29 protein-coding genes and 1 tRNA gene are annotated in these 24,105 nt (G+C 62.5%); 13 read left to right on the plus strand and 17 right to left on the minus strand.

Translation table 11 applies throughout. From position 1 onward, the window contains the following. Positions 1-2: 2 nt before the first annotated feature. Genes THALAR_RS11980 through THALAR_RS11990 form a run of 3 tightly spaced genes read left to right on the plus strand, consistent with a single transcriptional unit; the run spans position 3 to position 1,682 of the window. Entirely contained in the window at positions 3-797 is a 795-nt protein-coding gene (locus THALAR_RS11980; RefSeq protein ID WP_021101833.1) for a segregation and condensation protein A, read from the plus strand. Next, positions 798-1,445 carry an SMC-Scp complex subunit ScpB gene (gene scpB, locus THALAR_RS11985; protein ID WP_021101834.1) on the plus strand — a complete coding sequence of 216 codons (648 nt, stop codon included), beginning with the start codon at positions 798-800 and terminating at the stop codon, positions 1,443-1,445. Between the two features lie 36 nt (positions 1,446-1,481). After that, on the plus strand, positions 1,482-1,682 hold the full coding sequence (locus THALAR_RS11990) for a hypothetical protein (RefSeq protein WP_021101835.1): 201 nt from the start codon (positions 1,482-1,484) through the stop codon (positions 1,680-1,682). Positions 1,683-1,878: 196 nt separating this feature from the next. Here the strand turns inward: THALAR_RS11990 and THALAR_RS11995 are convergent, their stop codons facing one another. From THALAR_RS11995 to THALAR_RS12030, 8 genes are all read right to left on the minus strand, one after another. Then, positions 1,879-2,970: a 2'-deoxycytidine 5'-triphosphate deaminase gene (locus THALAR_RS11995; RefSeq protein ID WP_021101836.1), complete on the minus strand. Its 1,092-nt coding sequence runs from the start codon at positions 2,968-2,970 to the stop codon at positions 1,879-1,881. A 58-nt stretch (positions 2,971-3,028) separates the two neighbouring features. Beyond that, positions 3,029-3,105, minus strand: a tRNA-Pro gene (locus THALAR_RS12000). Between the two features lie 95 nt (positions 3,106-3,200). Next, positions 3,201-4,157: a MerR family transcriptional regulator gene (locus THALAR_RS18695; RefSeq protein WP_021101837.1), complete on the minus strand. Its 957-nt coding sequence runs from the start codon at positions 4,155-4,157 to the stop codon at positions 3,201-3,203. Between the two features lie 24 nt (positions 4,158-4,181). Next, a complete protein-coding gene (ihfA, locus tag THALAR_RS12010) occupies positions 4,182-4,484 on the minus strand; it encodes an integration host factor subunit alpha (protein ID WP_083483466.1) in 303 nt (100 codons plus the stop codon). A gap of 112 nt (positions 4,485-4,596) precedes the next feature. Further along, positions 4,597-5,568, minus strand: a complete 972-nt coding sequence (locus tag THALAR_RS12015; protein WP_040818598.1) for a beta-ketoacyl-ACP synthase III — start codon at positions 5,566-5,568, stop codon at positions 4,597-4,599. A 2-nt stretch (positions 5,569-5,570) separates the two neighbouring features. Next, positions 5,571-6,662: a phosphate acyltransferase PlsX gene (plsX, locus tag THALAR_RS12020; protein ID WP_021101840.1), complete on the minus strand. Its 1,092-nt coding sequence runs from the start codon at positions 6,660-6,662 to the stop codon at positions 5,571-5,573. 48 nt (positions 6,663-6,710) lie between these two features. Then, on the minus strand, positions 6,711-6,917 hold the full coding sequence (gene rpmF / locus THALAR_RS12025; RefSeq protein WP_021101841.1) for a 50S ribosomal protein L32: 207 nt from the start codon (positions 6,915-6,917) through the stop codon (positions 6,711-6,713). 173 nt (positions 6,918-7,090) lie between these two features. Continuing rightward, positions 7,091-7,657 carry a YceD family protein gene (locus THALAR_RS12030; RefSeq protein ID WP_021101842.1) on the minus strand — a complete coding sequence of 189 codons (567 nt, stop codon included), beginning with the start codon at positions 7,655-7,657 and terminating at the stop codon, positions 7,091-7,093. Positions 7,658-7,737: 80 nt separating this feature from the next. Here THALAR_RS12030 and THALAR_RS12035 point away from each other — a divergent pair, with 80 nt between their 5' ends. The 4 genes from THALAR_RS12035 (at position 7,738) to THALAR_RS12050 (ending at position 11,866) form a co-directional block, all read left to right on the plus strand. Next, a complete protein-coding gene (locus THALAR_RS12035) occupies positions 7,738-8,208 on the plus strand; it encodes an outer membrane protein assembly factor BamE (protein WP_021101843.1) in 471 nt (156 codons plus the stop codon). Positions 8,209-8,296: 88 nt separating this feature from the next. Continuing rightward, positions 8,297-9,028: a GNAT family N-acetyltransferase gene (locus tag THALAR_RS12040; protein ID WP_021101844.1), complete on the plus strand. Its 732-nt coding sequence runs from the start codon at positions 8,297-8,299 to the stop codon at positions 9,026-9,028. A 41-nt stretch (positions 9,029-9,069) separates the two neighbouring features. Next, entirely contained in the window at positions 9,070-10,887 is a 1,818-nt protein-coding gene (locus THALAR_RS12045) for an ABC-F family ATP-binding cassette domain-containing protein (protein ID WP_021101845.1), read from the plus strand. 4 nt (positions 10,888-10,891) lie between these two features. Continuing rightward, the gene (locus THALAR_RS12050) at positions 10,892-11,866 is read left to right on the plus strand and encodes an Ldh family oxidoreductase (RefSeq protein WP_021101846.1); all 975 of its coding nucleotides are present in this window, start codon (positions 10,892-10,894) and stop codon (positions 11,864-11,866) included. On the opposite strand, the gene THALAR_RS12055 is transcribed toward THALAR_RS12050, so the two are convergent. From THALAR_RS12055 to THALAR_RS12065, 3 genes are read right to left on the minus strand one after another with little or no spacing between them, the layout of a single operon-like run. Further along, positions 11,863-12,312, minus strand: a complete 450-nt coding sequence (locus THALAR_RS12055; RefSeq protein WP_021101847.1) for a DMT family transporter — start codon at positions 12,310-12,312, stop codon at positions 11,863-11,865. The genes THALAR_RS12050 and THALAR_RS12055 overlap by 4 nt on opposite strands. A gap of 10 nt (positions 12,313-12,322) precedes the next feature. After that, positions 12,323-13,042, minus strand: a complete 720-nt coding sequence (locus THALAR_RS12060; RefSeq protein ID WP_021101848.1) for an SDR family NAD(P)-dependent oxidoreductase — start codon at positions 13,040-13,042, stop codon at positions 12,323-12,325. A 24-nt stretch (positions 13,043-13,066) separates the two neighbouring features. Further along, entirely contained in the window at positions 13,067-13,750 is a 684-nt protein-coding gene (locus THALAR_RS12065) for a hypothetical protein (protein WP_021101849.1), read from the minus strand. Between the two features lie 107 nt (positions 13,751-13,857). Between THALAR_RS12065 and THALAR_RS12070 the strand changes: the two genes are divergently transcribed. Then, positions 13,858-14,244 (plus strand): c-type cytochrome, encoded by a 387-nt coding sequence (locus tag THALAR_RS12070; RefSeq protein ID WP_040818602.1) that lies wholly within the window; start codon positions 13,858-13,860, stop codon positions 14,242-14,244. A gap of 133 nt (positions 14,245-14,377) precedes the next feature. Continuing rightward, positions 14,378-14,773: a c-type cytochrome gene (locus tag THALAR_RS12075; RefSeq protein WP_021101851.1), complete on the plus strand. Its 396-nt coding sequence runs from the start codon at positions 14,378-14,380 to the stop codon at positions 14,771-14,773. A gap of 647 nt (positions 14,774-15,420) precedes the next feature. On the opposite strand, the gene parE is transcribed toward THALAR_RS12075, so the two are convergent. After that, on the minus strand, positions 15,421-17,373 hold the full coding sequence (gene parE / locus THALAR_RS12080) for a DNA topoisomerase IV subunit B (protein ID WP_021101852.1): 1,953 nt from the start codon (positions 17,371-17,373) through the stop codon (positions 15,421-15,423). Between the two features lie 67 nt (positions 17,374-17,440). Then, entirely contained in the window at positions 17,441-17,716 is a 276-nt protein-coding gene (locus tag THALAR_RS12085; RefSeq protein WP_021101853.1) for a hypothetical protein, read from the minus strand. A 246-nt stretch (positions 17,717-17,962) separates the two neighbouring features. Between THALAR_RS12085 and THALAR_RS12090 the strand changes: the two genes are divergently transcribed. Next, positions 17,963-18,733 carry a class I SAM-dependent methyltransferase gene (locus THALAR_RS12090; protein WP_021101855.1) on the plus strand — a complete coding sequence of 257 codons (771 nt, stop codon included), beginning with the start codon at positions 17,963-17,965 and terminating at the stop codon, positions 18,731-18,733. Between the two features lie 109 nt (positions 18,734-18,842). Further along, complete coding sequence (locus THALAR_RS12095; protein ID WP_021101856.1) at positions 18,843-20,192, plus strand: MATE family efflux transporter; 1,350 nt, start codon at positions 18,843-18,845, stop codon at positions 20,190-20,192. A 43-nt stretch (positions 20,193-20,235) separates the two neighbouring features. Here THALAR_RS12095 and THALAR_RS18860 read toward each other — a convergent pair whose 3' ends face one another. Further along, a complete protein-coding gene (locus THALAR_RS18860) occupies positions 20,236-21,054 on the minus strand; it encodes a CAP domain-containing protein (protein ID WP_021101857.1) in 819 nt (272 codons plus the stop codon). Between the two features lie 214 nt (positions 21,055-21,268). Beyond that, positions 21,269-21,673 (minus strand): hypothetical protein, encoded by a 405-nt coding sequence (locus tag THALAR_RS12105; RefSeq protein WP_021101858.1) that lies wholly within the window; start codon positions 21,671-21,673, stop codon positions 21,269-21,271. A 179-nt stretch (positions 21,674-21,852) separates the two neighbouring features. Between THALAR_RS12105 and THALAR_RS18600 the strand changes: the two genes are divergently transcribed. Together THALAR_RS18600 and THALAR_RS12115 are read left to right on the plus strand one after the other, a co-directional pair. Then, positions 21,853-22,221: a hypothetical protein gene (locus THALAR_RS18600; RefSeq protein ID WP_021101859.1), complete on the plus strand. Its 369-nt coding sequence runs from the start codon at positions 21,853-21,855 to the stop codon at positions 22,219-22,221. Continuing rightward, the gene (locus tag THALAR_RS12115; RefSeq protein ID WP_021101860.1) at positions 22,218-22,808 is read left to right on the plus strand and encodes a DedA family protein; all 591 of its coding nucleotides are present in this window, start codon (positions 22,218-22,220) and stop codon (positions 22,806-22,808) included. The genes THALAR_RS18600 and THALAR_RS12115 overlap by 4 nt, the downstream gene beginning before the upstream one ends. Before the next feature lie 94 nt (positions 22,809-22,902). Here the strand turns inward: THALAR_RS12115 and THALAR_RS12120 are convergent, their stop codons facing one another. Further along, positions 22,903-23,283, minus strand: coding sequence for a VOC family protein (locus tag THALAR_RS12120; protein WP_021101861.1), 381 nt, complete (start codon positions 23,281-23,283; stop codon positions 22,903-22,905). A gap of 67 nt (positions 23,284-23,350) precedes the next feature. Then, on the minus strand, positions 23,351-24,091 hold the full coding sequence (locus THALAR_RS12125) for a helix-turn-helix domain-containing protein (RefSeq protein ID WP_021101862.1): 741 nt from the start codon (positions 24,089-24,091) through the stop codon (positions 23,351-23,353). Positions 24,092-24,105: the final 14 nt, after the last annotated feature.

Below are 24,105 nucleotides of genomic sequence, written 5' to 3' on the forward strand. Positions count from 1 at the left end.
GCATGAGCGAGCAGGACCAGACCGAGGGCGAGTGGGACGAAGGCACAGTCGAAGCACGGCTGGCGGCCGAGGCTCTGATCGTTGATGTAGACGGCTTCGAGGGGCCTCTCGACCTGCTGCTGACCCTGTCGCGCACGCAGAAAGTAGACCTGCGCAAGGTCTCGATCTTGCAACTGGCGGAACAATATCTGGTTTTCATCGAGCAGGCCAAGGCTTTGCGGCTGGAACTGGCGGCGGATTACCTGGTGATGGCCGCGTGGCTGGCCTTCCTGAAATCCCGCCTGCTTCTGCCGCCCGACCCGACCGAGGACGGCCCGTCAGGTGAAGAGTTGGCCGCACATCTGGCGTTCCAGCTGGAACGCCTGAGCGCGATGCGCGAGGCGTCCGCGAAGCTGATGGCCCGCGACCAGCTTGGGCGGGACTTTTTCGCGCGTGGACTGCCAGAAGACGTCACGCGGGTGCGCAAGGTGACCTACACGGCGACGCTTCTGGACCTGATGCAGGCCTATGCGCGGATCAAGACCAAGGACGAGTTTCGCCCGTTCGTCATGGACCGCGAAAAGGTGTTCACGATGGAGCAGGCGCTGGAGCGGATGCGCGGGCTGATCGGCTATGCGGGCGACTGGTCCGACCTGACTTCGTGGCTGCCCGAGGGGTGGGAGACGGACCTCGTCAAGCGCCGTTCCGCCACCGCCTCCACCTTTGCGGCGTCGCTGGAGATGGTCAAACAGGGCCAGATGGAGATGCGACAAGGCGATGCCTTTGCCCCCATTCAGATACGCAAGAAGGACAGCTAAATGGCTGAACCACAAGAAGAAAGCCTGTTCGAGGCGCCCCCCATGGCGGAGCAGGAGCGCATGGTGGAGGCGATTTTGTTCGCGTCTGTCGAGGCGGTGACGATCAAGGAGTTGTCCGACCGCATGCCGCATGGCTCAGATCCGGCGGAGGCGCTGGTCTACCTCAAGAAGCGCTATGAGGGGCGTGGCGTCCATCTGGTGCGGGTGGGGGACGCCTGGGCGATGCGCACGGCGGGAGATCTGGGCTTTCTGATGCAGAAGGAGACGATCGAGACGCGCAAACTTTCGCGCGCGGCGATCGAAACTCTGGCGATTGTCGCTTACCACCAGCCGGTGACCCGCGCCGAGATCGAGGAGATCCGTGGCGTGTCGGTGTCGCGCGGAACGGTGGACCAACTGATCGAGATGGAATGGATCCGCTTCGGCCGCCGCCGTATGACGCCGGGCCGTCCCGTGACATTCGTGGTGACGCAGACGTTTCTGGATCATTTCGGCCTGGAGAACGCCCGCGATCTGCCGGGGCTGAAGGAGTTGCGATCCGCAGGCTTGCTGGACAACCGACCCGCGCCGGGACTGGAAGCGCTTGATGCAGATGATGACGACGAAGATGAAAGCCCGGAAGGCCAGAACGAGCTTTTCGAGGATTAATGCCTATATGCCTGAGCATCAGGCGGGAGAGACGAGATGAACCAGATTATCAACATGGTTATGCGCATGGTCTTGCGCCGCTTGGTCAATATGGGGATCAACAAGGGCATTGATGTCGCCGCCAAGCGGGGGAAAGCTGGCAAGGAACTTACGCCGGAGCAACGCCGCGGAGCGGGGGAGCAGTCGAAGCGAGCGAAACAGGCGGTGCGTATGAGCCGTCGTATCGGGCGGTTTTGATAGGCTGAAGGTGCCTGCGGGCCTGACGGAGTTAGGCTGATCGACCCTCCGGGGGAGGTATTTTTGGAAAAAAGAAATCGGTTTTCCGGGTTGAGCGCGGCAGCGTCCCGGGTCTTGAGAGATGTTTTTTTTGCGTGGAGTTGCCTGTGGTTCCCTGCGGGGAACCTTTGTCAGGCGCGTTAACCTTAATGTCGGGTTAAACGGGGGCTTTGAAGTGTTTGGAAAGCTTCAGGCCCTGACCTTGATAGTTTGATTTGATGTCGAGGCCGTAAAGCTGCGTCGGAATCTCGGACATGTGTTCGTAGACGAGGCGGCCTACGGTCTGGCCGTGCTCCAACACGAAGGGGGCTTCGTGACAGCGAACCTCGAGCACGCCGCGCGAGCCGGTGCCGCCCGCGCCGGAATAGCCGAAGCCGGGGTCAAAGAAGCCTGCGTAGTGGACGCGAAATTCGCCGACCATGGCCAGATAGGGGGCCATTTCGGCTGCGCAATTGGGCGGTATGACGATGCTCTGCTGGCTGACAAGGATGTAGAAGGCGCCGGGGTCGAGGATCAGGCGGGCGTCTTTTGTGCGCAACTCCTCCCAGTAGTCAGACGGGTCATAGTGGTTGAACTTGTCGAGGTCGATAACGCCTGTATGGGGTTTGGCGCGGTAGCCCACAAGATCGCCTTGAGCGGGTTTGAGATCGACCGAAAAACCCAACCCGTCAGAAATAACCGCATCGCCGGATACGATCGGGCTGGCGGCGTGCAGGGCGCGCAATTCGTCGTCGTCCAAGACGGTTTTGCCGGACCGGAAGATGATCTGGTTCAACATCTGACCCGTGCGGGCCACCACCGAAAACGAGCGCGGGCAGATTTCGGCATAGAGGCGACCGGAGTAGCCTGCGGGAACGCGATCGAACTCCACGCCATTGTCGGTGATGACGCGGGTCAGCAGATCAAGGCGACCGATGGAGGATTTGGCGGAGGCGGCGGCGACCATGTCAGCCGGCAGCGCCAGTTTTTCGAGCAGGGGGACGACGTAGACGCAGCCTTTTTCCAGAACCGCGCCGCTGGTCAGGTCAATCTCGTGCATGGTGAAATCGGCGAGGCGTTCCTTAACCGTATGACCGCGCCCGGTCAGAAACGACGCGCGGACGCGGTAGGCCTTGGTGCCGAGGCGCAGGTCGAGGGAAGCGGGCTGGATCTGGCCGTCGGATACGGGTGTGTCAGCGCTGATCGCACCGTCTGAGAGCAGAATTTGCATTTGGTGGTCGGCGAGCACGCCGGGCTTGAAAACAGACATTACCGCCCCTTTGGATACACGAAACGCCCGGCGCGGGGGCGCACGGGCGTTTGATGATTGGTCGGGCTAGCAGGACTCGAACCTGCGACCTTCCGTCCCCCAGACGGACGCGCTACCAGGCTGCGCCATAGCCCGACGAATAGCGCCACTTCATAGCCAAATTCCAAGCGGAGGCAAGGCCTTTGGCCGGAATATTGCTGGGGAGGCGCAAACATCATGTGATGTTGCGCCTACGGGCGCGGCAAATCGCTTGCGAGCCGGTCACGCAAAGCCTGCAAACGCGCGACCTGTGCGGCGAGTTCGGGCGAGGCGTGCAGTTTGTCTGGTGAGACAGTGCGCAGTTTACGTTTGAGTGACTGAGCGGCCAGGTGCGCCTCTGACAGTTGGAAGACCGTCGGCTCCGGGGCCACGGGGGCGGCGGCTTGAGGCTCTTCCGGCTTGTCTTCCGGGGTTTGAGCGGCCAATTTCTCAGGCTCAGGCTCAGGCTCAGGCTCAGGCTCAGGCTCAGGCTCTGGCTTAGGCTTAGGCTCTGGCGAGGCGGCCTCGGGTAGTTCCGGTGTGCGGGGGGCGGCGGACAATTCTACGACGTTGTCGCCGCCGAATTGTGGCTCTTCTTCGACCTCGACGAACGGGGCTTCCGGAACTTCTTCGGCTTCACCGGACTGCTTGCTGTCGTCTTCGGGTGCTTCCTGCGGTGCACCAGCGGCGGTTTCCAGATCCAGCGGCGCACGTGTCTGCGCGGGCTCTGCTTCCTGTTCGGCATCGGCCTGCCAAGCTGCCACGGCTTCGCGGTCTTCCTTCGGCAGATCGTTTTCCTCGGGTGTGTCAGCGTTTTCGGTGAACTCTTCCGCGTCGGGGACCTCCGCCTTGCGACGCAGGGTGCGCGGGGAGGCCGCCTCGTCAATGCCGTCGAGTGGCGTGGACATGGCGGCCACGGCTTTGATACCGTCTTCCTTAAGCAGTTTTTGCACGCCACGGATGGTCATGCCGTCATCATGCAACAGCTTTTTGATCCCGCCGATCAACAGCATGTCATCGGGGCGGTAATAGCGTCGGCCACCGGCACGTTTCACCGGCTTGATCTGGCTGAACTTGCTTTCCCAGAAGCGTAGCACATGCGCAGGCACATCCAGCCAGTCGGCCACTTCGGAGATGGTGCGAAATGCGTCACGCGCCTTGGTCGCCATGAATTCAGGCCCCTTTCAGGTGGGTCAGGACTTGTTGCCGGACGCGACGCGGTCTTTCATCAGGTGCGACGGGCGGAAGGTCAGCACGCGGCGGGGATGGATCGGGACCTCTTCGCCGGTTTTCGGGTTGCGACCGATGCGCGCGGATTTCTCGCGCACTGAAAACGTGCCGAAGGACGATATCTTCACCTGCTGGCCCGCGACGAGCGCGTCGGACATGTGCTGTAGCACGCTTTCGACCAGATCGGAGCTTTCGTTGCGCGACAGCCCCACCTCCCGGAATACGGCTTCGCTTAGATCCATACGGGTCAATGTAGTACCAGTCATGACGTCCCCCAATTGTTATCTTTGAAAGACGATAGGCTCGGGGGAATTTCCGAGTCAATATCAAGGGCTTGGATTGCACCCTTTATGCGCTGTTTGAGCGGTTTTTCACCCCTTACAGGCGCAAAACCACCGCGCCCCATGCCAAACCGCCGCCGATGGCCTCCATAACCAGCAACTGACCGGGGGCAAATTTGCCTTCCGCCTTGGCCACGGACAGCGCAAGGGGAATCGATGCGGCAGAGGTATTGCCGTGGTCTTGAACAGTCACCACGACGCGGTCCATGGGTACATTCATCTTGGTGGCCGTCGCCTTGATGATGCGCAGGTTGGCCTGATGGGGGACCACCCAATCGACATCCGCGTCGCTTAGCCCGGCTTTTTCCAAAGCGGCTTCTGCGGTCTTGGCCAGCTTGTCGACGGCGTGGCGGAAAACTTCCTTGCCCTGCATGACCAGCACACCGGTGGTCTGCGTCTTCGAGACGCCGCCATCGACATAGAGCAGGTCGCGATAGCTGCCGTCGGAATTCAGGTCTGTAGCGAGGATGCCTGCATCCTGCGCGGTGCCGTCGCCTTCGCCAGCTTCCAGCACGACCGCGCCCGCGCCGTCGCCGAACAGCACGCAGGTGGAGCGGTCTTCCCAGTTCATGATGCGCGAGAACGTCTCCGCGCCGATGACGAGCACCCGCTTGGCTTGGCCGGATTTAATCATGGCATCGGCATTGGACAGCGCAAAGACAAAGCCCGCGCAGACGGCCTGCACGTCAAAGGCAAATCCGGTTTTCATTCCCAGATTGCCTTGCACGAAGGTCGCGACGGACGGGAATGTCGTGTCGGGGGTCGAGGTGGCGACGATGATGGCATCGACGGTCTCGGCGGTCATGCCTGCATCTTCCAGCGCCGCTCGCGCCGCGTCGGTGGCAAGGTCCGAGGTGGTTTGACCATCGGCCGCAAAGTGGCGGCGCTCGATCCCGGAGCGGGACTTGATCCACGCATCGGACGTGTCTATCCACTCCTCGAATTCGGCGTTCTCGACCACACGGGTGGGCAGGGCGTGGCCCATGCCACGAAGAACTGAACGGATCATGCTCATGTGCTGGATGTGTCCTTCGACGCGTCTTGGTTCTGGGAAGCCGGTTCTTCAATCTGGCTTGCTTCGGTGAGGGATGCAACCCGCGCGGCCAGCTTCTCGCCAAATCCGGATTGCGCCAGTTGTGACGCGAGTTTGATCGCCGCCGCGAAGCTGGTGCCGTCCGCCGCGCCATGCGACTTCACCACAGTGCCGTTGAGGCCCAGAAACACCCCGCCATTGGCCTGGCGAGGATCGACCCGCTTTTTCAGGCGTTGCAGTGACGGGTAGGCCAGAAGCGCCGCCATCCGCGAGAGCCATGAGTATTTGAACGCTTCGCGCAGAGTTTCGGAAATCAGGTTAGCGGTTCCCTCGGCAGTTTTCAGCGCGACGTTGCCGGTGAAGCCGTCGGTGACGATGACATCCACGCGGTCCGACGGGATGTCGCCGCCTTCGATGAAGCCGATATATTCGAATTCGTTTTGCCCGGCCGCCGCCTCGATCAATTCATGCGCGACTTTCAGCTCCGCTCGGCCCTTGTGCTCCTCGGTTCCGACATTGAGCAGCCCAATGCGGGGGCGGGACAGGCCGAAGCCGTTGCGGGCGTAGCTCATGCCCATGAGCGCGTATTGCAGCAGATCGTCCTGATCGGCGCGGATATCGGCGCCGACATCTAGCATGACGTTGAAGCCGGAGGGGTTGTTGGAGGGCCAGAGGCAGGCGATGGCAGGACGGTTGACGCCCGGAACCTTGCGCAGCCGGATCATGGAAACCGCCATCAGCGCGCCTGTATTGCCGCAACTGACGCAGACGGGCGCGTCCCCGGCGCGCACAGCGTCGATGGCCGACCACATGGACGTACCCTTGCCGTGCCGCATCACATGGGAGGGCTTTTCGTGCATCGTCACCACCTCGTCGGTGTGACGAATCTCGCAGCGGTCCGTGATGCCACGCTTGGCCAAAAGCGGCTCCAGCTCGGCGCCGTCGCCATGCACGATAAAATGGATGTCCGGGTTCAGGTCGGCAGACTTTGCCATGCCCTCAACGACTGCGGCGGGGCCCAAGTCCCCGCCCATCGCGTCGATGGAGATAACTGTTTTAGATGAACCCACCGGGAAGCCTGCCTGTTTGTCGCATTATTGTTGCGACGCAGCCTAGGCTCAAGCGGCGTCGTCGTCCAGATCGACTTCGTCGGCCAGAGCCACGACTTCGCGCTCTGCATAGTGACCGCAAGACGGGCAGACGTGGTGCGGGCGCTTCAGTTCGCCGCAGTTGCTGCACTCGTTCGGGTTCGCGGCGACCAGCGCGTCATGGGCGCGGCGGTTGTTGCGGCGCGACTTGGATACTTTATTCTGCTGGACGGCCATGTCTCAACCTTTGGTGTTCGGGGGCCGGTTTGCGGCCCGTGTGTCTAATCAAGCGTCTGTCGACGGTGTTCCGTGGGCGTCTAACGCCTCATACGCGGCCCGTCCAGAGCCATAATCTCAAGAAGCGCGGAAAATACGGATTCCGTAGCGTTTGGCAAGGGGATTCGCGGAAATCACTCCGCGTCGGGGTTTTCCAGCTTGGCCTTGAGCGCGGCGAGCCCCGCAAAGGGCTTCACCACCTCGTCCGTCAAAGGCTCGGTCCCCGGCTCGGCGAAGTCCGTCTGCTCCAGCGCGGCCCCGTCGGAGCGGGGGTAGGGTGGCACGGCCAGCGCCAGCGCCTCGGCGGCGATCTCGGCAATATCAAGCGTTGCGGGCAACGGCTCGGAGGTGTCGTCGCCATCCATCTCCGCCTCCGCCTCGGTGGGTTCCTGCCAGTCGGACAGGTATTGCCGCGTAAGCGTCTCGTCGATGCGGGTGGTCACCGGCTCCAGCGTCACGACGCAAGGCTGCACCACCGTGGCCCCTAAACGGGCGTCAAGACGCCAGTCGGTCTTGCCCAAGGGCTGCAACGTCCCCTCAAGGCGCATCTTGCGCAGGGCGCTCAGACCCATCTCCTCCGCCAACCGGCTCATGGCCGCTGCATCGGGAGTGTAGTTGATCTGGGTGGGTTTTCGGCTTGGCAGGTCTGCGAGCCGCAGCAGGGTGGTGTTGGCCATGGGGAAGCTATCTTTCTTGATCACGTGCGCGTCCTTCTGTAAGTCCCTCTGTAAGCCCTCGGGCCCGAGTAGAGCAAGACACGAACAAGAAACGGGGGTCGCGCATGCGGCACGGTGAGAACAAGCAGGCATCGCGACTGGTCCAACTGGTTGCAGTGACGGCACTATTTTTCGTGGCAGGATGCTCGGAAGTTATCCGCAATCACGGCTACGTGCCGATCGAGGAAGACCTGCAAAGCCTGACGGTCGGGGTAGATACGCGCGCCTCTGTCGAGGAGCGTGTAGGCAAGCCCTCCACCTCTGGTGTCCTGAGGGGCGGCGACTGGTTCTATGTCGGTAGCAAGGTGCGCCATTTCGCCTATAGAAAGCCGCAGGAGATCGACCGTCAGGTCGTGGCGCTGCGCTTCGGGGATGGGGACGTGTTGCAAAACGTGGAGCGGTTCGGGTTGGAAAACGGGCGTGTCGTTACCCTGTCGCGGCGCGTGACCGAGACAACCGTGCGTGACGTCACATTCATCCGCCAGATCATCCGCAACTTCGGCCGGATCGACTTGGGCGAGGCCTTGGGCGACTGAGACCCTGTCTTGCGCAAGCCGCTGGTTAATACTTAGGTAGAACCCAGAGCCGTTCCCCGTGTGGGGGAGGCATGTTGGAGCCTGATCCATGCCGATGCTGCGCAAAGGTCGCTATATCGCCCGCTTCGCTGACGGACCGACCGATATTGAGGCCGCGCAGCGGCTGCGGGGGCTGGTCTTTCGAGCTACGGCATCGGACATCGATACCTATGACGACCTTTGCCGACATATGCTTGTGGAGGACGTCAGCACCAGCAACGTGGTGTGTTGCTTCCGGCTGCTGCCGCTGGACAACGGGCGGGCCATCGAGCGCAGCTATTCTGCCCAGCACTACGGGTTGGCGTGTCTCGTCGAGTTCGAAGGCGCGATGGTCGAGATGGGCCGCTTTTGCATCCACCCCGACCACCATGACCCCGACATCCTGCGTGTCGCTTGGGGCGCGTTGACGGCCTATGTCGATGAGACGGGGGTGGAGATGTTATTCGGCTGCTCCTCATTCAAAGGCACGTCGGGGGACGCCTATCTCGACGCCTTTTCCCTGCTCAAAGAGCGCCATCTGGCCCCCAAGCGCTGGCTGCCTCGGGTCAAGGCACCTTTCGTGTTCCCCTTCGCCCGCAACCTGCGCGCGCGCCACGCTGACGTAAAGGCAGCTATGAAGGCCATGCCGCCCTTGCTGCGGACCTATCTGCTGATGGGCGGCTGGGTCAGCGACCATGCCGTGGTGGACCGTGACCTGAACACGATGCATGTGTTCACGGGCCTTGAAATCAGCGCCATCCCCCCCGCCCGCAAGAAGCTTTTGCGCGCGGTCGCAGGGTGATCTGTTGACGCCGTTGCCGTGACGCCGTAGCGGATGGTCCCATGGCACGCACACCTCTTCTCCAACTGACCGACATCTCGCTGACCTTCGGCGGTGATCCCTTGTTTTCAGACTTGAGCCTTGTGGTTCAGCCCGGCGATCGGGTGGCCCTTGTGGGCCGCAACGGATCGGGAAAATCGACCCTGATGAAGGTCATGGGTGGGCTGGTGGAGCCCGACACCGGCGCGCGATTCCTCGCGCCCGGCGTCACCACTGGCTACATGCAGCAAGACCCCGACCTGACAGGCTTTGCGACGCTCGGGGATTTCGCATTGAGCGAGATGGACCCGAGCGAGGAATACAAGCTTTTGAGCGCGGCTGAAGGGTTGAAACTGAATCTTGAGGCGGAGGTCTCTGCGGCCTCCGGCGGGGAACGTCGCCGTGCCGCCTTGGCGAAGCTGCTGGCCGAAGCACCGGAATTGATGCTACTCGACGAGCCGACCAACCATCTGGATATCGAAGCGATTGCATGGCTGGAATCACACCTGTCCTCGACCCGCGCTGCATTTATCCTGATCTCGCACGACCGCGCCTTCCTGCGCGCGCTGACCCGCGCGACGCTGTGGGTGGATCGCGGGCAGGTGCGTCGGCAGGAGACGGGGTTCGACCGCTTCGAGGAATGGCGCGACAAGATGTGGGAAGAGGAAGACCAGCAACGCCACAAGCTGAACCGCAAGATCAAGGCGGAGGCGCGATGGGCTGTTGAAGGCATCTCGGCGCGGCGCAAGCGCAACCAAGGCCGCGTGCGGGCGTTGCAGGATTTGCGGGCGGAACGCGCCAGCCAGATACAACGGCAAGGCTCGGCCGCGATGGCCTTGGAGGCGGGGCCGAAATCCGGCAAGCAGGTCTTCGTGATGGAGGATGTGTCGCTTGCGTTTGACGATAAGATCATTGTGAAGAACTTCTCGCTGAAGGTGAACCGCGGTGACCGCATCGCGCTGGTGGGCCCGAACGGGGCGGGCAAAACGTCTTTACTTAAGCTGATGACCGGCGAAATTGAGCCGGATTCCGGCACGGTAAAGATCGGCACCAATCTGGAAATGGCGGTGTTCGACCAGAACCGCGCGGCGCTGGACCCCGAGGCGACCCTGTGGGCGTCGCTGACGGAAGACCCGACCACCCGCGTGCGCGGGCAGGGCGACCACATCATGGTGCGCGGCACGCCCAAGCATGTGGTGGGCTACCTCAAGGAATTCCTGTTCGACGAGGCGCAAGCCCGCGCGCCGGTGAAATCCCTGTCGGGCGGCGAGAAAGCCCGCCTGCTGCTGGCGCGGATCATGGCGCGGGAAAGCAATCTTCTGATCCTCGACGAGCCGACCAACGATCTGGACATCGAGACGCTGGACCTGTTGCAGGAGCTGATCGGCGACTATGACGGCACCGTCATTCTGGTCAGCCACGACCGAGATTTCCTCGACCGCGTGGCCTCGACCACCGTGGCGCTGAAGGACGGTAAGGCGACCGTCTATGCGGGCGGCTGGTCCGACTACAAGGCGCAGGCGGCGGAAGGCGGGGACGAGGCTGTGCTGTCTGACAAACCCGCGCAGACGCGGCGCGAAAAAGGGCGTCAGGCGGCAGCGGAGAAGAAAGCCGACGGCGGCTTGTCTTTCACCGAAAAGCACCGGCTGGAGGCTTTGCCTGCCGAAATGGAGCGACTGGAGGCAGAGATTGCCAAACTGGTCGAGTTCCTGTCTGATCCAAACCTGTTCACCGACCATCCGGCCAAGTTCCAAAAGGCCACCGATGCACTGGTGGAGCGGCAGGCGGTCTTGGATGCTGCCGAAGAGGAATGGCTGAGCTTGGAAGAAAAGGCGGGGTAGTCACATGGTCGCAGTAACGCTGAACGAGATCGAAGCGCTGAGTGTTGCGGCCCTGACCCGCCACGGCGCGGCCCCGTGGGTCGCCGCAGAAGTCGCCCGCGCGGTGCGCCGCGCCGAGGAGACGGGCAACGTCATTTGCGGTCTCTACTATCTGGAAAGCTACTGCCTGCAACTGGCCTCCGGCCGTGTGAAAGGCGATGTGGAGCCTGTGGTCACACGCCCGCGCCCCGGATCGGTCAAGGCCGATGCGAAGTTCGGCTTTGCGCAGGCGGCTTTCGCCCGCGCGTTGCTCGACGCGGTTGCGGCGGCAAAGGAAAACGGCACGGCGTCGCTGGCCGTGGCGCACGCACATACTTGCACCTCGCTTGGCTTTTTCACCGAACAAATCGCGGCGCAAGGGTTGGTGGGCATCGGCTTCACCAATGCCTCTCCGGTGGTGGCGCCGCCCGGCGGCAACAAGGCGGTGATCGGCACCAACCCGATTGCCATGACGGTGCCGGGGACCGATGCGCCTGCGATGCATTTCGATTTCTCGACCTCCGCTGTGGCTTTGGGCAAGATCACCATGGCGAAGGCTGCGGGAGAGAGCATTCCGCTGGGCTGGGCCGTCGACGCGGCAGGTCAGCCGACCACCGACCCGGAGGCCGCCCTTGGCGGCGCGTTGCTGTCTACGGGTGGCTACAAGGGCTGGGGCTTTGGCCTGATGGCGGAGGTGCTGGCGGCGGCTATGACCGGCTCGGTCAACTCGCTGGATGTGGGCGGCTTGAAGTTGCCCGACGGCCCGCCGCACGGGCTGGGACAGTTCTACCTGCTGCTGGACCCCGGCACCTACACCGATGCATTTGCAGCGCGTGTGGGCCGCGTGGTCGATGCCGTGGCAGAGCAGCCCGGCGCGCGTATTCCGGGGGCCACGCGGGCGGAGGCCTCCGTGGTGCAAGTGGCCGATGAATTATGGGAAAAGCTGTCCGCCCTGGCCTAGGCGCGGCCCGTGATCTGGGTCAGGAATACCCCCGCCGCCATCACCGCAATGCCCGCCGCGCGGGTCGGTGTCAGCGGGCTGTGAACCGCACCGAACAGTGCGAAGTGGTCGATCAGGGCCGCCGAGATCAACTGCCCCAGAAGCACGAAAAACACCGCGTTGCCGATGCCGAAATGCGGTGCGATATAGGTGATGGTCAGCACATAAAACGCGATCAGGACGCCCGCCAGCATCAGGTGTTTCGGCGAGGAGGGTATTTTGGCAAGGGCGGCGGGGCCCGTGAGCATCACGACCACCAGCGCACATAGAAACGCCACGGCAAACAGGACGACAGACGCGGCGGCGGGGGCGCTGATCAGGCGGCCAAGCTGCGCATTCAACGCCGCGAGGACAGGGATGCCAACACCTGCGGCGAGCATGATCAGGGCGTAGGATGTGTTGCTCATATGGGTCGCCTCAATAGGTTGCCCGCCCGCCGGACAGGTCAAACACCGCCCCCGTGGTAAACGAGTTCTCGGCGGAGACGATCCATGCGATCATATTGGCGGCTTCCTCGACCTCCAGGAACCGCGCACGGGGGATTTTGGAGAGCATGTAGCCAATATGCTCCTCGCTCATCTGGTCGAAAATCGGCGTTCGTGCGGCGGCGGGGGTCACGCAGTTGATGGCAATGTTATGCGCGGCGTTCTCCTTGCCGGCGGACTTGGTAAAGCCGATGACCCCCGCTTTGGACGCCGAGTAGGCGCAGGCGTTGGGGTTGCCTTCTTTGCCCGCGATGGAGGCAATGTTGAGGATGCGGCCATAGTCCCGCGCCTGCATGCCCGGCAGCACCGCCTTGTTGGTGTTGTAGGTGCCGGTCAGGTTGATGGCGACAATCTGCGCCCATGCGCCATCGTCGTAGTCCTGAATGGGCGCGTTCGGGCCTGCGATGCCCGCGGAGTTCACCAAGATATCCACGGGGCCGAGCTCGTCCTCGGTAGCAGCAAGCGCCGCCTTTACAGAGGCCATATCCGATATATCGCAGGTCGTGTTGAAATCGCCCGTCTGCGTCTCGCGCATGTCCCAGACCGCGACGCTTGCGCCGGATGCGCGAAGGCGCTCGGTGACTGCCAGCCCGATCCCCTGCGCGCCGCCGGTCACCACGGCCACGCGGCCGGTCATATCGTAAGTGTTCATAGCAAATCCCTCCGGATCGTCAGGTTAATCGCAGATGTCGTCCAGCTCTACCCCTTTCCACGGCAGCACCATCTTGGCGTCGTCGAGGCGGGTTGTCATGGCGGCGAGGTCGAAATGGGGTTGCATCAGCCGCTCCAGCCGCGTGGTGCGCGGAGCCTTGGGAGCGAGGGCGGCGCAGCAGACGTATTCTGCGGCGATGGCGCCTTGTTGCTCGTAGCCGAAATCGAGGAACTCCGCGGTGTTGGACAGCTCGAACAGGTAAGGGTCGGGGCTGCTTTGGTGCTCTTGCGCGGCCTTGAACGGGTGGTAGCCGGTGGTCGCGCGGTTCTGCCATTGCCAGACATGGACCAACTCGTGGGCCAGAAACATCGACGCCAACAGCAGCGCCGCGTCGGGGTATGCCGGTAGGTAGTCGCGGGCGGCGTAGTCCGGGTTCACGTTGATTGTATTGAATAAAACAGTCGCGCCGGGGGCGCTGGTGATGGTCGGCCGGGCCACCGGCGGCAGGATTTTCTGCGAACAGGTGGTGCGGGGCGGGGTCGGGTATGTGGTGTTGTAGAGCTTCAGGATAGGGGCCTGACGGATGCGCACCTTGGATGTGTCGAGCGCGGGGCCGTGGAATTCGGAGGCGAAGCGGGCCTCGGCCTCGGACAGGGGGCGGCCGCAGGCGGTAAGGCTCAGGAAAGCAAGGATAATCAGCGTGCGCATGGGGGCACAGTGGCGGGTCTTTGCGGATAGGGCAAGGGGCTTTGACATGGCGCAAGACGGGGTGTCCGGAAGCTGTTAGTCTCGCCTCAAAACGAATGGAGGCGCAGATGAAAAACGTTTATTTACTGGCACTTGTGGCACTGGCGGGATGCGCGGAGCCGGAGCCGCCCACGGGCGCGCAGCTGTTTGCGGACAATTGCACCGCATGTCATGGCGCGGATGGTAGCGGTTCGGGCTGGGTCGCGGCTGGGTTGCAGCGCAAGCCCGCCGATCTGACGACGCTAAGTGCCCGCAATGGCGGTGTTTTTCCGATGGAGCGGGTGCTGAGCTCGATCGACGGATTCCACCGCAACCCCGGCTTCGAGACCGCTATGCCGGAGTTCGGGGCGTTCTTTTCCGGGCCTATGGACCAGATCGAACTGGACGGCGTGATGACGCCGGTGCCGGAGCCGCTGCTGCTGGTGGCGGAGTATCTCGAAAGCTTGCAAAAGTAGCGATTTAGGCGGTCTGCAAACCGTCTGCCAAGTGTCGGCTTTCTGTCGGGTACCGAGGCGGCGTTGACGCATATCAATGCGCGAGTTCGGGCCGTCGGGTAGTCTTGGATGTGTCAGCAGAGGAGTGCACATCATGAAACATCTCACCGCTTTGGTCATCGCCGTTCTGGCCCCGCTCGCCGCCGCCGCGCAGGACGCGGAGAACGGGGCCGAATTGTTCACCCAGCATTGCGCCACCTGCCACGGGGTTGAGGCGCAGGGGGACGGGCCGATGAACTCGGTGCTGATTATACGGCCGACAGACCTGACGCAGCTTGCGGCCCAGAATGACGGCACCTTTCCGGTCGCGCGGGTGATTGCGCGGATCGACGGGCGGGACCCTTTGGTGTCGCATGGCAGCCCGATGCCGATCTACGGGCAGTTCTTCGAAGGCAAAGGCGAGACCATCCGTGGCGAGGACGGGGTGATGATCATGACCAGCCAGCCGGTGATTGATCTGGTGGCGTATCTGGAGGGGGTGCAGGGGTAGGGGTGTAGCGCCCTCGCGCGGAATCAAGGCCGCAGGCCGCCGCGCATCGCCGTCACGTCCCATGGGGCGGCGATTTTGCTGATGCTGGGAACGGTCAGTTTTGGGGGAAGAGTTTGGCTGCCATAAAGTGGATGTCACTGAGGTTGGATCGCCACCCCGCGTGACGGCGATGCGCGGCTTGTCTTTAGCGTTTCTCTGCCTTCTGTCGGGTGGGTTGTTATGATGGATCTGTGAATCTTCGTCGCTGGCCCGAAGATACCCACTCGTCGGAGGGATGAATTTGAAATGAACTTGCTACATGTTCCCCAAGGGAGTTTCCAATACGCAACATATGGTGTAATTAGTATATGTTGGTGTTGACACGCCTACGCTTCATGGCTAGCGAGGAGTGCGGGGCAGGGCGAAGCACTGGCGACAGCGGACCCCGCACTCCTCGCTAGCCATGACCTGCGCCGTAAGCCATTGTTTTTAATCACTTTATTGCGAATCTTTCGATTCGTTTTAGCGCTTGGTAAGTTACTGAAATGGCTCATTGAATTTTTGCTCCTTCTGGTTGCAATTCATGAACTTATAATAGCAGAAAACTCACTTATTACAATGGTTTACGCCTGTATTTGGATGGTTCGAAGTTTGATTTCAAGCCAACCCTAAACATCCACATCCTCAACAAACTTCGCGTTCTGCTGGATATATTCGAACCGCAGTTCCGGCTTTTTGCCCATCAGGCGCTCGACCAGGTCGGAGGTTTCGCCCGGCTCGTCTTCCTGCACGGTGACGCGGATGAGTTGGCGGGAGGCGGGGTCCATTGTGGTTTCTTTCAAATCCTTCGCGTCCATCTCGCCCAGACCTTTGAATCGCTGCACGTCGATTTTTCCCTTGCCGCCCAAGCCTTTGAGCAGCGCCGCCTCTTTAGCGGCATCGTCAGCCACATAGAGGCGGTTGGCGCCTTGGGTCAGGCGGTAGAGGGGCGGGCAGGCGAGGTAGAGGTGGCCCTGGTCGATCAGCGGGCGCATCTGGATGAAGAAGAAGGTCATCAGCAGCGACGCGATATGCGCGCCGTCGACATCGGCGTCGGTCATGATGATGATCTTGTCGTAGCGCAGATCCTCGACGTTGAATTTGGTGCCCATGCCGACGCCGAGCGCCTCGCACAGGTCGGAGATTTCGGCGTTCGAGGTAAGCTTGCCGGAGGCGGCCCCCAGCACGTTAAGGATCTTGCCCTTGAGCGGCAGCAGGGCCTGCGTGACGCGGTTGCGCGCGCCCTTGGCGGAGCCGCCGGCGCTGTCGCCCTCGACGATGAACAGCTCGGTGCCTTCGCGGGTTTTGCTGGTGCAATCGGTCAGCTTGCCGGGCAGGCGCAGCTTCTTGGTGGCGGATTTGCGGGAGGTCTCCTTCTCCTGCTTGCGGCGCAGGCGTTCCTCGGCCCTGAGCACGAGGAAATCGAGGATGGCGCCCGCGGATTTGGTGTCGGAAGCGAGCCAGTTGTCGAAATGGTCGCGCACGGCGGCCTCGCAATACTTGGCGGCGGCCTCGGTGGACAGGCGGTCCTTGGTCTGGCCGACGAAAGCGGGGTCGGCGATGAAGCACGACACCAGCGCGCAGCCGCCGGACATCAGGTCGTCGCGGGTGATCTGCGCGGCCTTCTTGTTGTTGGTCAGCTCGCCGTAAGCCTTGATGCCCTTGAGGATCGCGGCCCAGAAGCCGGTGACATGGGTGCCGCCCTCTGGGGTGGGGACGGTGTTGCAGTAGCTCTGGATGAAGCCGTCGCGGGACGGGGTCCAGTTGATCGCCCACTCGACCTTGCCTGCGGCGTTGAACTTTTCCTTGAAGTCCACGGTGCCTGCGAAGGCGGCATCGGCATAGGTGGTGGATTTGCCCAGCGTTTCCTTGAGGTAATCGGACAGCCCGCCGGGGAAGTGGAAGGTCGCGGTGGCGGGGGTCTCGCCGTCGTCGATTTCGGTTTTCCAGCGGATTTCCACGCCGGAGAACAGATAGGCCTTGGAGCGGATGGACTTGAACAGGCGGGCGGGCTTGAAGCGGTGGTTGCCGAAGATTTCGGCGTCGGCGTGGAAGGTCACCGTGGTGCCACGGCGGTTCTGGGTGGGGCCGATTTTCTCGATGGGGCCAAGGGGCAGACCACGGGAGAAGCGTTGCTCGAACAGCTCCTTGTTGCGGGCGACTTGCACCACCATGCTATCGCTGAGCGCGTTGACGACGGAGGCCCCGACGCCGTGCAGACCGCCGGAGGTCTGGTAGGCCTTGCCGGAGAACTTGCCGCCTGCGTGCAGCGTGCAGAGGATGACCTCCAGCGCGGATTTGTCGGGGAACTTGGGGTGCGGATCGATCGGGATGCCGCGCCCGTTGTCGGAGATGGTGACGGAGTAGTCGGAGTTCAGCGTGACCTCGATCCGGTTGGCGTGCCCGGCGACGGCCTCGTCCATGGAGTTGTCGAGGACTTCGGCCACCAGATGGTGCAGCGCCCGCTCGTCGGTGCCGCCGATATACATGCCGGGGCGTTTGCGGACGGGCTCCAGCCCCTCCAGCACCTCGATGGAGGAGGCGTTGTAGTCATCCTGGCCCTGGCTAAGAAGGTCGCTCATACCGCTGCTCATTTTTGTTGGTTTGAGCGTGATTATGGCAGAGCGGCGGGGCGGGGGGAAGGGCGGTTTACAGGTTGCCGCAGCGGCGTTTCATGCGCGCGAGCCGTCTGGCGTAGTCGTCGCCATTGTCGTTCGTCCACATCTTGCCCTGAATCTTCATGCAGCGTTTTATGTCATTGGATGCGTTGTCCACCCCCGGGTTGACCACCGAGGCCACCGCGACGCCGACACCGGCGATGGCGGCGGTCAGCACGACCCAGTCCACGACGGCGGAGCCGGAGGTGTTCCGGAGGAAATCCGTGAGCATATGGCGCAGGTTTTTGGCGGGCAATTCTGGGGGCATGGGTATCAACTTTCATGACTGGTTACACCGCCGCGAGGCGGATGGTTCGACTTTGGCTAAAATCGCGGGCGAATGTATCCGCAGCTTGGCGGAATTCTGACTAAGTTGCGGCGTTTAAAGGGGAAGCTCTGGTGGACACATCCTGATGTGCGGACATCCCGTTGCGTGTGCCTGACACCGCTGGTGGTGTTTTTTGGGCGTATTTTGTGGTAACGTCACACCCCTAGGGACGGCCGGAGCAGGGCGATGACACGCGACTACCTGACAATCAACAAAGATGTCTGGAATACCGATGCGGTCAACTGGGTGGACTTCGCCAAGGAGCGTTGGAGCCTTGAGGCGCCGGAATGGGGCACGTGGGGCAATCCCGACAAGGGCCTGCAGCTGCTTCCGCCGGACATGACAGGTTTGGACGCAATCGAGCTGGGGTGTGGAACGGGATACGTCTCGGGCTGGATGGCTCGGCGCGGTGCACGGGTCACTGCAATCGACATATCAAGCGAACAGTTGGCAACCGCCCGTCAGATCGCATTAGAACACGGCGCAGACATCACGTTTATCGAGGGAAATGCTGAAGACACCGGCTTGACGAATGCCGCGTTCGACTTCGCCATCTCGGAATACGGGGCCTCCATCTGGTGCCAGCCGGACAAGTGGCTACGGGAGGCATGGCGGGTGTTGCGTCCGGGCGGGCGGCTTGTATTTCTCGGGAACCATCCGCTTTCGCTGATTTGCTCGCCGCTTGACGGCTCTCCCGCAGACTGGACGCTGCATCGCCCATATCGCGGCATGTGGGGCGCGGATTGGACGGATGTCGAATACGAGCCAACCGGCGTGTGCTTTAACCTGACGATCGCGTCCTGGATGGAGCTGTTCGCCGAGATCGGCTTCCATGTCGCTAGATATCAAGAGATTTACGCGCCTGAATGGGCATCGGGCACGCGCGCAGCAATACCGGCGGAGTGGGCGAAGACCTACCCAGTCGAACAGGTCTGGCATTTGAATAAGCGTGCATGACAGCTTCGTATCCTGCACCGCACATCGCGGGATAAGCACCTGAGTGCATGCCTGCGACCAGAGCCAAGGGCATTGCCCCCGTGCGGGCTTGCTTCTAAGGCTGGACCGCATGACGTTCTCGCAACATATCCGCGCCGTGCTGGTGCTTGGCCTGCCATTGGTCGGCAGCCATCTGGCGCAGTTCTCGGTGCAGGTGGTCGATACGGTCATGCTGGGCTGGTATGACGTAACCGCACTGGCGGCGAGCGTGTTGGCGACGTCGTTTTTCTTTGTGATCTTCATCATGGGGGCGGGGTTCTCGTTTGCCGTGATGCCGATGGTGGCGGAGGCGGCCGCGTCGGACAACGCCACCCGCATCCGGCGTGTGACCCGCATGGGGCTGTGGTTGTCGGTGCTTTACGGACTGGTTTTCCTGCCGTTGATGATCTGGTCGGACCCGCTGTTGCGGGCCTTGGGGCAGGACCCCGAATTGTCCGGTCTGGCGCAGGACTACTTGGCGATTGCTGCTTTCGGGCTGTTTCCGGCGCTGCTGGTCATGGTGCTCAAGAGCTACCTCGCGGCGCTGGAGCGCACGGGCGTGGTGCTTTGGGTGACGATCCTTGCCCTCGTGGTCAATTCGGCCCTGAACTACGCGCTGATCTTCGGCAATCTGGGCGCGCCGGAGATGGGCCTGAAGGGGGCAGCGATTGCGTCCGTGTTTTCCCATGCGGCCACTTTGGTGGCGCTGTGCGTTTACGTGGCGCGGGGGCCTGCGACGCGGGACCACGTGCTGTTCCAGCGCATCTGGCGACCGGACCCTGAAGCGTTCCGCGAAGTGTTCCGGCTGGGTTGGCCCATCGGGCTGACCAATCTGGCGGAGAGCGGGATGTTCTCGGCCTCGGCGCTGATTATGGGGCTGATCGGGACGTTGCCGTTGGCCGCGCACGGGATCGCGCTGCAAATCACCGCCGCGACCTTCATGATCCATGTGGGGTTGAGCCAAGCCGCCACCGTGCGGGCGGGCCGTGCGATGGGGCGGCGCGATTGGGCTGGGCTGGCGCTTGGCGGGCGGGCCGTGGTGATGTTGTCGATGGGTGCGGTGGTGCTGGCGACGATTGCGTTCCTGACGGTGCCGGAGTTGCTGATGACGGGGTTCCTTGACCCGGGCGACCCCGACCGTGACACCATTCTGGCAATAGGCGCGAGCCTGCTGGCAGTGGCGGCCTTGTTCCAACTGGTGGATGCGGGGCAGGTGATGGCGCTGGGGCTGCTGCGCGGAGTACAGGACACCCGTTGGCCGATGTATGCGGCGGCGCTGAGCTACTGGGGCCTGGGTATTCCCGCCAGCTACCTGCTGGGGGTGAGCTTCGGGATGGGCGGCGTCGGCGTCTGGCTGGGGCTGGTGATCGGGCTGATGTTCGCGGCGGCCGCCTTGTGGTGGCGGTTTGCGCGGCGGCTTGCGGAATTGCGAACTCCTTGAGGGGTGAGGCAGGCGCGGGGAGAGGTGCGCCTGCCCCGAGCGATCAAGCGAAGAAATCGAGAGCGAAGCTCTCGAACATGGCCTGACCGCCGTCCAGATCGAAGGCCGCCAGATCCAGCCAGCTTTGCGCCGGTGTATCGGCAAGCGCGGTGTCCGATTGATCGGACGCTGCGACCACCATGGCGTCGTCGATAGTGTTGCAATCGAACTGGAACCGGAAGCCGTCACCGTCACGCAAAGCCGCGAAGAGGTCGTCGAAGTTGAAGCCTGTCACCTCCGGCGTCGTCTGTTCGGGCGCGGCGTCCGGCGTCGCAGGCTCGGGCTCGGGGGTGGCGTCTGCCACAATTTCCGGCTCTGGCTGCGCCTCAGGTGCGGGTGCAGGAGTGCCGCCCGTGTCCAGATCGACTTCGCCCTGCGTGGAGCCGAAGTTTTGCGTCACGATCACCGACTCATATTCGCCGCTGCCATAGTCGAAATCACCGACGTCAATCCCGATGCCGATATAGTCCAGATCGGGGTCCAGCAGATTGGCGCGATGGCCGGGGCTGTTCATCAGGTTTTCATGCAACTGGGCCACGTCATCCTCGAAACCGGGGTCGCCGCGCTCGGATTGGATGGCGATGTTTTCCGCCGTTTGCCAGCTGCCGTCGAGGTCGAAACCGGCGGCCTCCATGCGTTGCGTCGCGGTCGAGCCGCCTTCGCCGGTATGCGAGAACACGTCCGCTTCCAGCATCCAGTCGGAATGCGCATCGGCAGAGGCGTTCAGGTTTTGCTCCAGTTGAAGCGTATCGAGGCCGCGGGAGCTGCGTTCCTCATTGATCAGGTCAAGCATGTAGCGTTCGAGATCTGTGGCGATTGCCATGATATGTCTCCTTGAGTTGCGATCTGCCTCGGCCGACGTATGGCGCGGGCGGGATCGCACGGAAACGGTCATGGCAGACGTCCGCCGTTTTAGGCCGATCCTTGCGGCTAAGCCGCGGTCGCGGTGGCGGGGAGCGGCCTATCAGGCGAGACCTGTGCGGCGCGGGCGGAGGCCTGCCGATGCGGACACGCGAAATTTGCGGAAATGTGTCGGCCTAGTCGTCTTTCAGTAGCCGGTCGGCCTTCTTGCGCACCAGGACAGAGCGCAGGTCGTGCATCGCCAGAAGCAGGGCGTCGGTGACCTCTTCAAGCTGGTCCGGCTCGGCGCGGGTTTGCGCCCAATGGGTGGTCAGGTTGAGGTAGTCGATGGCGCGGTAGATGTCGTCGATATCGCGGGTGGCGAGGACGGCGGTGCGCTCCTCCATCCAGTCCTCGATGACCTCCAGTTCCTCGGCGCTAAGCTCATGGTCGCCATGCGGCTTTATCTGGCCGTTGCGGATGTTGACGACGGCAATCTCCGACATCTCGATACGGCGCTGGCGGTTTTCGGTGTCCACGCGGAACACCGTGGCCCCGTTCTCGCGGACGCGGAAGTAGAACTCTGGAAGCTCGGCTGACATATGCTCGGTTTGACCTGCCCTGTTGGTTTTGGCGACGCTAGCACAGGGCAGAGGCTTGGGGAAACAGGGTTTTTGCGGGGAAACGAGGGATAGGCCGCTCGCAAGATCAAGGGCTGGTCGTCTTGCGGAGGGTCTGCTTTGCTGGCCTTATGCGAGGATAACAACGCAAGGACGGCCGCATGGCGCACAAGGACACATCCGATTTGGAGCAGGACACCAAACTGCTGCGCCGCGTGCTGATCGGCGTGCTGGGCGTGGCACTGGTCTTCGTCGCCGTTTTCAGCTTTCGCGCTGTGGCGTCCTTTATCTACTGGAACGACGAGGCGCACCAGTTCCAACCCATCGACGGATGGATGACGCCACGCTATGTCGTGCGGTCGTGGCAAGTGCCGCCGAAAGTTGTCTCGGACGCGCTGGGCGACCGGATCGAGGGCGGGACGCCGCGCACCTCGCTGGAAGAAATTGCCGAAGCGCGGGGTGTCGAGGTCGAGGAGATCATCGCGATCTTGGAGGCCGCGATTGCGGCCCATCGGGCAGCGCAGCCATGACGGAATTCTTCTTCGAGCTGGTCGCAAGCTGGGGATTGGTGATCATCGCGCTGTCGGCCTATTTTTCCTGCCTTGCGGTACCTGTTCCGACCTCTGCCGTGATGCTGGCGGGCGGCGCGTTCGCCGCTGCGGGGGATCTGGTGCTGTGGCAGGTGATCTCGGTTGCTTATGTCTCGGCATTGGCGGGCGACCAGACCGGATTCCAGCTGGGCCGGTGGGGCGGAAGCTGGCTGACCAAGCGGCTTGAGGCCAAGCCAAAGCGCGCGGCGCTGTATGCGCGGGCGCAGGACGCTGTCGGCAAATGGGGCGGCGTGGCGGTATTTTTCAGCACATGGGCCGTAGCGCCCTTGGGGCCGTGGGTGAATTTCGCGGCAGGGGCTGCCGGATACGGCCGGTTGCCGTTCACCATCCTCGACGCGCTCGGCGAGGCCATCTGGGTCAGCGCCTATGTCGCTTTGGGATTTGTTTTCGCGTCAAATCTGGATGCTTTGGCGACTCTGCTGGCCGATTGGGGCGGATTGCTGACGGCGGTGGTCGTGGCAATTGTGGCGGGGATTGCGTTGATAAAGTTAGGCAAGAAGCAGTGACGTCGTTTCAGGACGGGTTCCAGCACGGACACCCTACAAGGATCCCCGTGCTGCCGGAGCGGACGCTTCTTGCGATTGCCGCGCCCCGATAGGGCTAGTTCAGCGAGTTGAGGCCGAAGATGTTGCCTTCGGTGTCTTGGCACAGGCAGACCCAGCCGAACTCCCCGATGGAGAATTTCGGCCTTATGACCTGCCCGCCTGCCTGCTCCACGCGGGCCTGCTCGACCGCGCAGTCCTTGGCCATGAAGTATATGATGGTGCCGCCGACGCCCGGACCGGCGTGGGGGGATTTCGTCAAAGCGCCAGCGGCGCCATAGGCGTTCATATCGGCGGGGAAGCTCATCATCTGGCTCTCGCCGGTGGGATCGCCCATCTGCTCCAGCTTTGCGCCCAGCACGGTTTCGTAGAAAGCGACGGCCCGATCGAGGTCGTCCACGTAGATGTCGAACCATCCGACTGCGTTCATCTTGGTCATACTCAACTCCTTTGGTTGTCGTTATGCCAACCAGCTACCAAGGCGCAGGGAGCGTGTATTGTAGATTTCAGACATCGAATTTCCGGGAGTATTTTCCCGGCGTGTAGCCCGTGGCCTTGCGGAACGAATGGATGAAATGGGACTGGTCGGCATAGGACCATGTGTCATTGCCGTTCAGGGACTGTTGCAGGCGCAGCACCTTCAGGAAGTCATGCGGGGCGAAGCCAGTGGTGCGCTTGAGTGTGCGTTGCAACTGGCGGGCCGATAGCCCGGACGCTTCCGCCATATCCGCCACGGAGGCGATTTCGTCGAGACGTTGGAGTATCTTTTCCGTCACCGGATTGACGGCGACCAGATCCTCAGCGACCAGTTGGGCTACCAGTTTGGACAGCATGCCCTGTTGCTCCGTAAAGCTGCGGTCCAAGAGGCGCGTGCTGGTGTCGAGCAATGGCAGATCGCCGGTGTAGGGTGTTTCCACCGCGCCGTGGGAGACCGGTTCGCGGGTGTGTTGCCAGACACCGGGCAGGAAGCGGATGTTCACGAAATGGAAGGTCTTACCGAGGTTGAATTCCTCGGATGTTGCCCGCAGCTTGGTGACACCGGCAACGCGGGCGTCGCGTTGGTCGAAGACGATATAGGTGCAGGCGTCCGGCAGGGCGTGGAAGCGGTAATCGTCGGGCAGGGGGGCGTCGGTCTTTAGTTCCAGAAAGCGGTGCACGATGCCGCGCAGGTGGTCTGGCGGCTCCGCCTCGGTGAACTGCACCGAGGGGGCCGCCTTGTCTTTGCCGTTACCTTTTGGGTCGTACATGGCGGTTCTGGTTC

The organism is Litoreibacter arenae DSM 19593, assembly GCF_000442275.2.
In the GTDB taxonomy this organism is placed as follows: domain Bacteria; phylum Pseudomonadota; class Alphaproteobacteria; order Rhodobacterales; family Rhodobacteraceae; genus Litoreibacter; species Litoreibacter arenae.

Bases quoted from the DNA above. Each gene is read 5' to 3' on its own strand.
- THALAR_RS11980 (WP_021101833.1), top strand. From the start codon at position 3: ATGAGCGAGCAGGACCAGACCGAGGGCGAGTGGGACGAAGGCACAGTC.
- scpB (WP_021101834.1), top strand. From the start codon at position 798: ATGGCTGAACCACAAGAAGAAAGCCTGTTCGAGGCGCCCCCCATGGCG.
- THALAR_RS11990 (WP_021101835.1), top strand. From the start codon at position 1,482: ATGAACCAGATTATCAACATGGTTATGCGCATGGTCTTGCGCCGCTTG.
- THALAR_RS11995 (WP_021101836.1), bottom strand. From the start codon at position 2,970: ATGTCTGTTTTCAAGCCCGGCGTGCTCGCCGACCACCAAATGCAAATT.
- THALAR_RS18695 (WP_021101837.1), bottom strand. From the start codon at position 4,157: ATGGCGACCAAGGCGCGTGACGCATTTCGCACCATCTCCGAAGTGGCC.
- ihfA (WP_083483466.1), bottom strand. From the start codon at position 4,484: ATGACTGGTACTACATTGACCCGTATGGATCTAAGCGAAGCCGTATTC.
- THALAR_RS12015 (WP_040818598.1), bottom strand. From the start codon at position 5,568: ATGATCCGTTCAGTTCTTCGTGGCATGGGCCACGCCCTGCCCACCCGT.
- rpmF (WP_021101841.1), bottom strand. From the start codon at position 6,917: ATGGCCGTCCAGCAGAATAAAGTATCCAAGTCGCGCCGCAACAACCGC.
- THALAR_RS12035 (WP_021101843.1), top strand. From the start codon at position 7,738: ATGCGGCACGGTGAGAACAAGCAGGCATCGCGACTGGTCCAACTGGTT.
- THALAR_RS12040 (WP_021101844.1), top strand. From the start codon at position 8,297: ATGCCGATGCTGCGCAAAGGTCGCTATATCGCCCGCTTCGCTGACGGA.
- THALAR_RS12045 (WP_021101845.1), top strand. From the start codon at position 9,070: ATGGCACGCACACCTCTTCTCCAACTGACCGACATCTCGCTGACCTTC.
- THALAR_RS12050 (WP_021101846.1), top strand. From the start codon at position 10,892: ATGGTCGCAGTAACGCTGAACGAGATCGAAGCGCTGAGTGTTGCGGCC.
- THALAR_RS12055 (WP_021101847.1), bottom strand. From the start codon at position 12,312: ATGAGCAACACATCCTACGCCCTGATCATGCTCGCCGCAGGTGTTGGC.
- THALAR_RS12060 (WP_021101848.1), bottom strand. From the start codon at position 13,042: ATGAACACTTACGATATGACCGGCCGCGTGGCCGTGGTGACCGGCGGC.
- THALAR_RS12065 (WP_021101849.1), bottom strand. From the start codon at position 13,750: ATGCGCACGCTGATTATCCTTGCTTTCCTGAGCCTTACCGCCTGCGGC.
- THALAR_RS12070 (WP_040818602.1), top strand. From the start codon at position 13,858: ATGAAAAACGTTTATTTACTGGCACTTGTGGCACTGGCGGGATGCGCG.
- THALAR_RS12075 (WP_021101851.1), top strand. From the start codon at position 14,378: ATGAAACATCTCACCGCTTTGGTCATCGCCGTTCTGGCCCCGCTCGCC.
- parE (WP_021101852.1), bottom strand. From the start codon at position 17,373: ATGAGCGACCTTCTTAGCCAGGGCCAGGATGACTACAACGCCTCCTCC.
- THALAR_RS12085 (WP_021101853.1), bottom strand. From the start codon at position 17,716: ATGCCCCCAGAATTGCCCGCCAAAAACCTGCGCCATATGCTCACGGAT.
- THALAR_RS12090 (WP_021101855.1), top strand. From the start codon at position 17,963: ATGACACGCGACTACCTGACAATCAACAAAGATGTCTGGAATACCGAT.
- THALAR_RS12095 (WP_021101856.1), top strand. From the start codon at position 18,843: ATGACGTTCTCGCAACATATCCGCGCCGTGCTGGTGCTTGGCCTGCCA.
- THALAR_RS18860 (WP_021101857.1), bottom strand. From the start codon at position 21,054: ATGGCAATCGCCACAGATCTCGAACGCTACATGCTTGACCTGATCAAT.
- THALAR_RS12105 (WP_021101858.1), bottom strand. From the start codon at position 21,673: ATGTCAGCCGAGCTTCCAGAGTTCTACTTCCGCGTCCGCGAGAACGGG.
- THALAR_RS18600 (WP_021101859.1), top strand. From the start codon at position 21,853: ATGGCGCACAAGGACACATCCGATTTGGAGCAGGACACCAAACTGCTG.
- THALAR_RS12115 (WP_021101860.1), top strand. From the start codon at position 22,218: ATGACGGAATTCTTCTTCGAGCTGGTCGCAAGCTGGGGATTGGTGATC.
- THALAR_RS12120 (WP_021101861.1), bottom strand. From the start codon at position 23,283: ATGACCAAGATGAACGCAGTCGGATGGTTCGACATCTACGTGGACGAC.
- THALAR_RS12125 (WP_021101862.1), bottom strand. From the start codon at position 24,091: ATGTACGACCCAAAAGGTAACGGCAAAGACAAGGCGGCCCCCTCGGTG.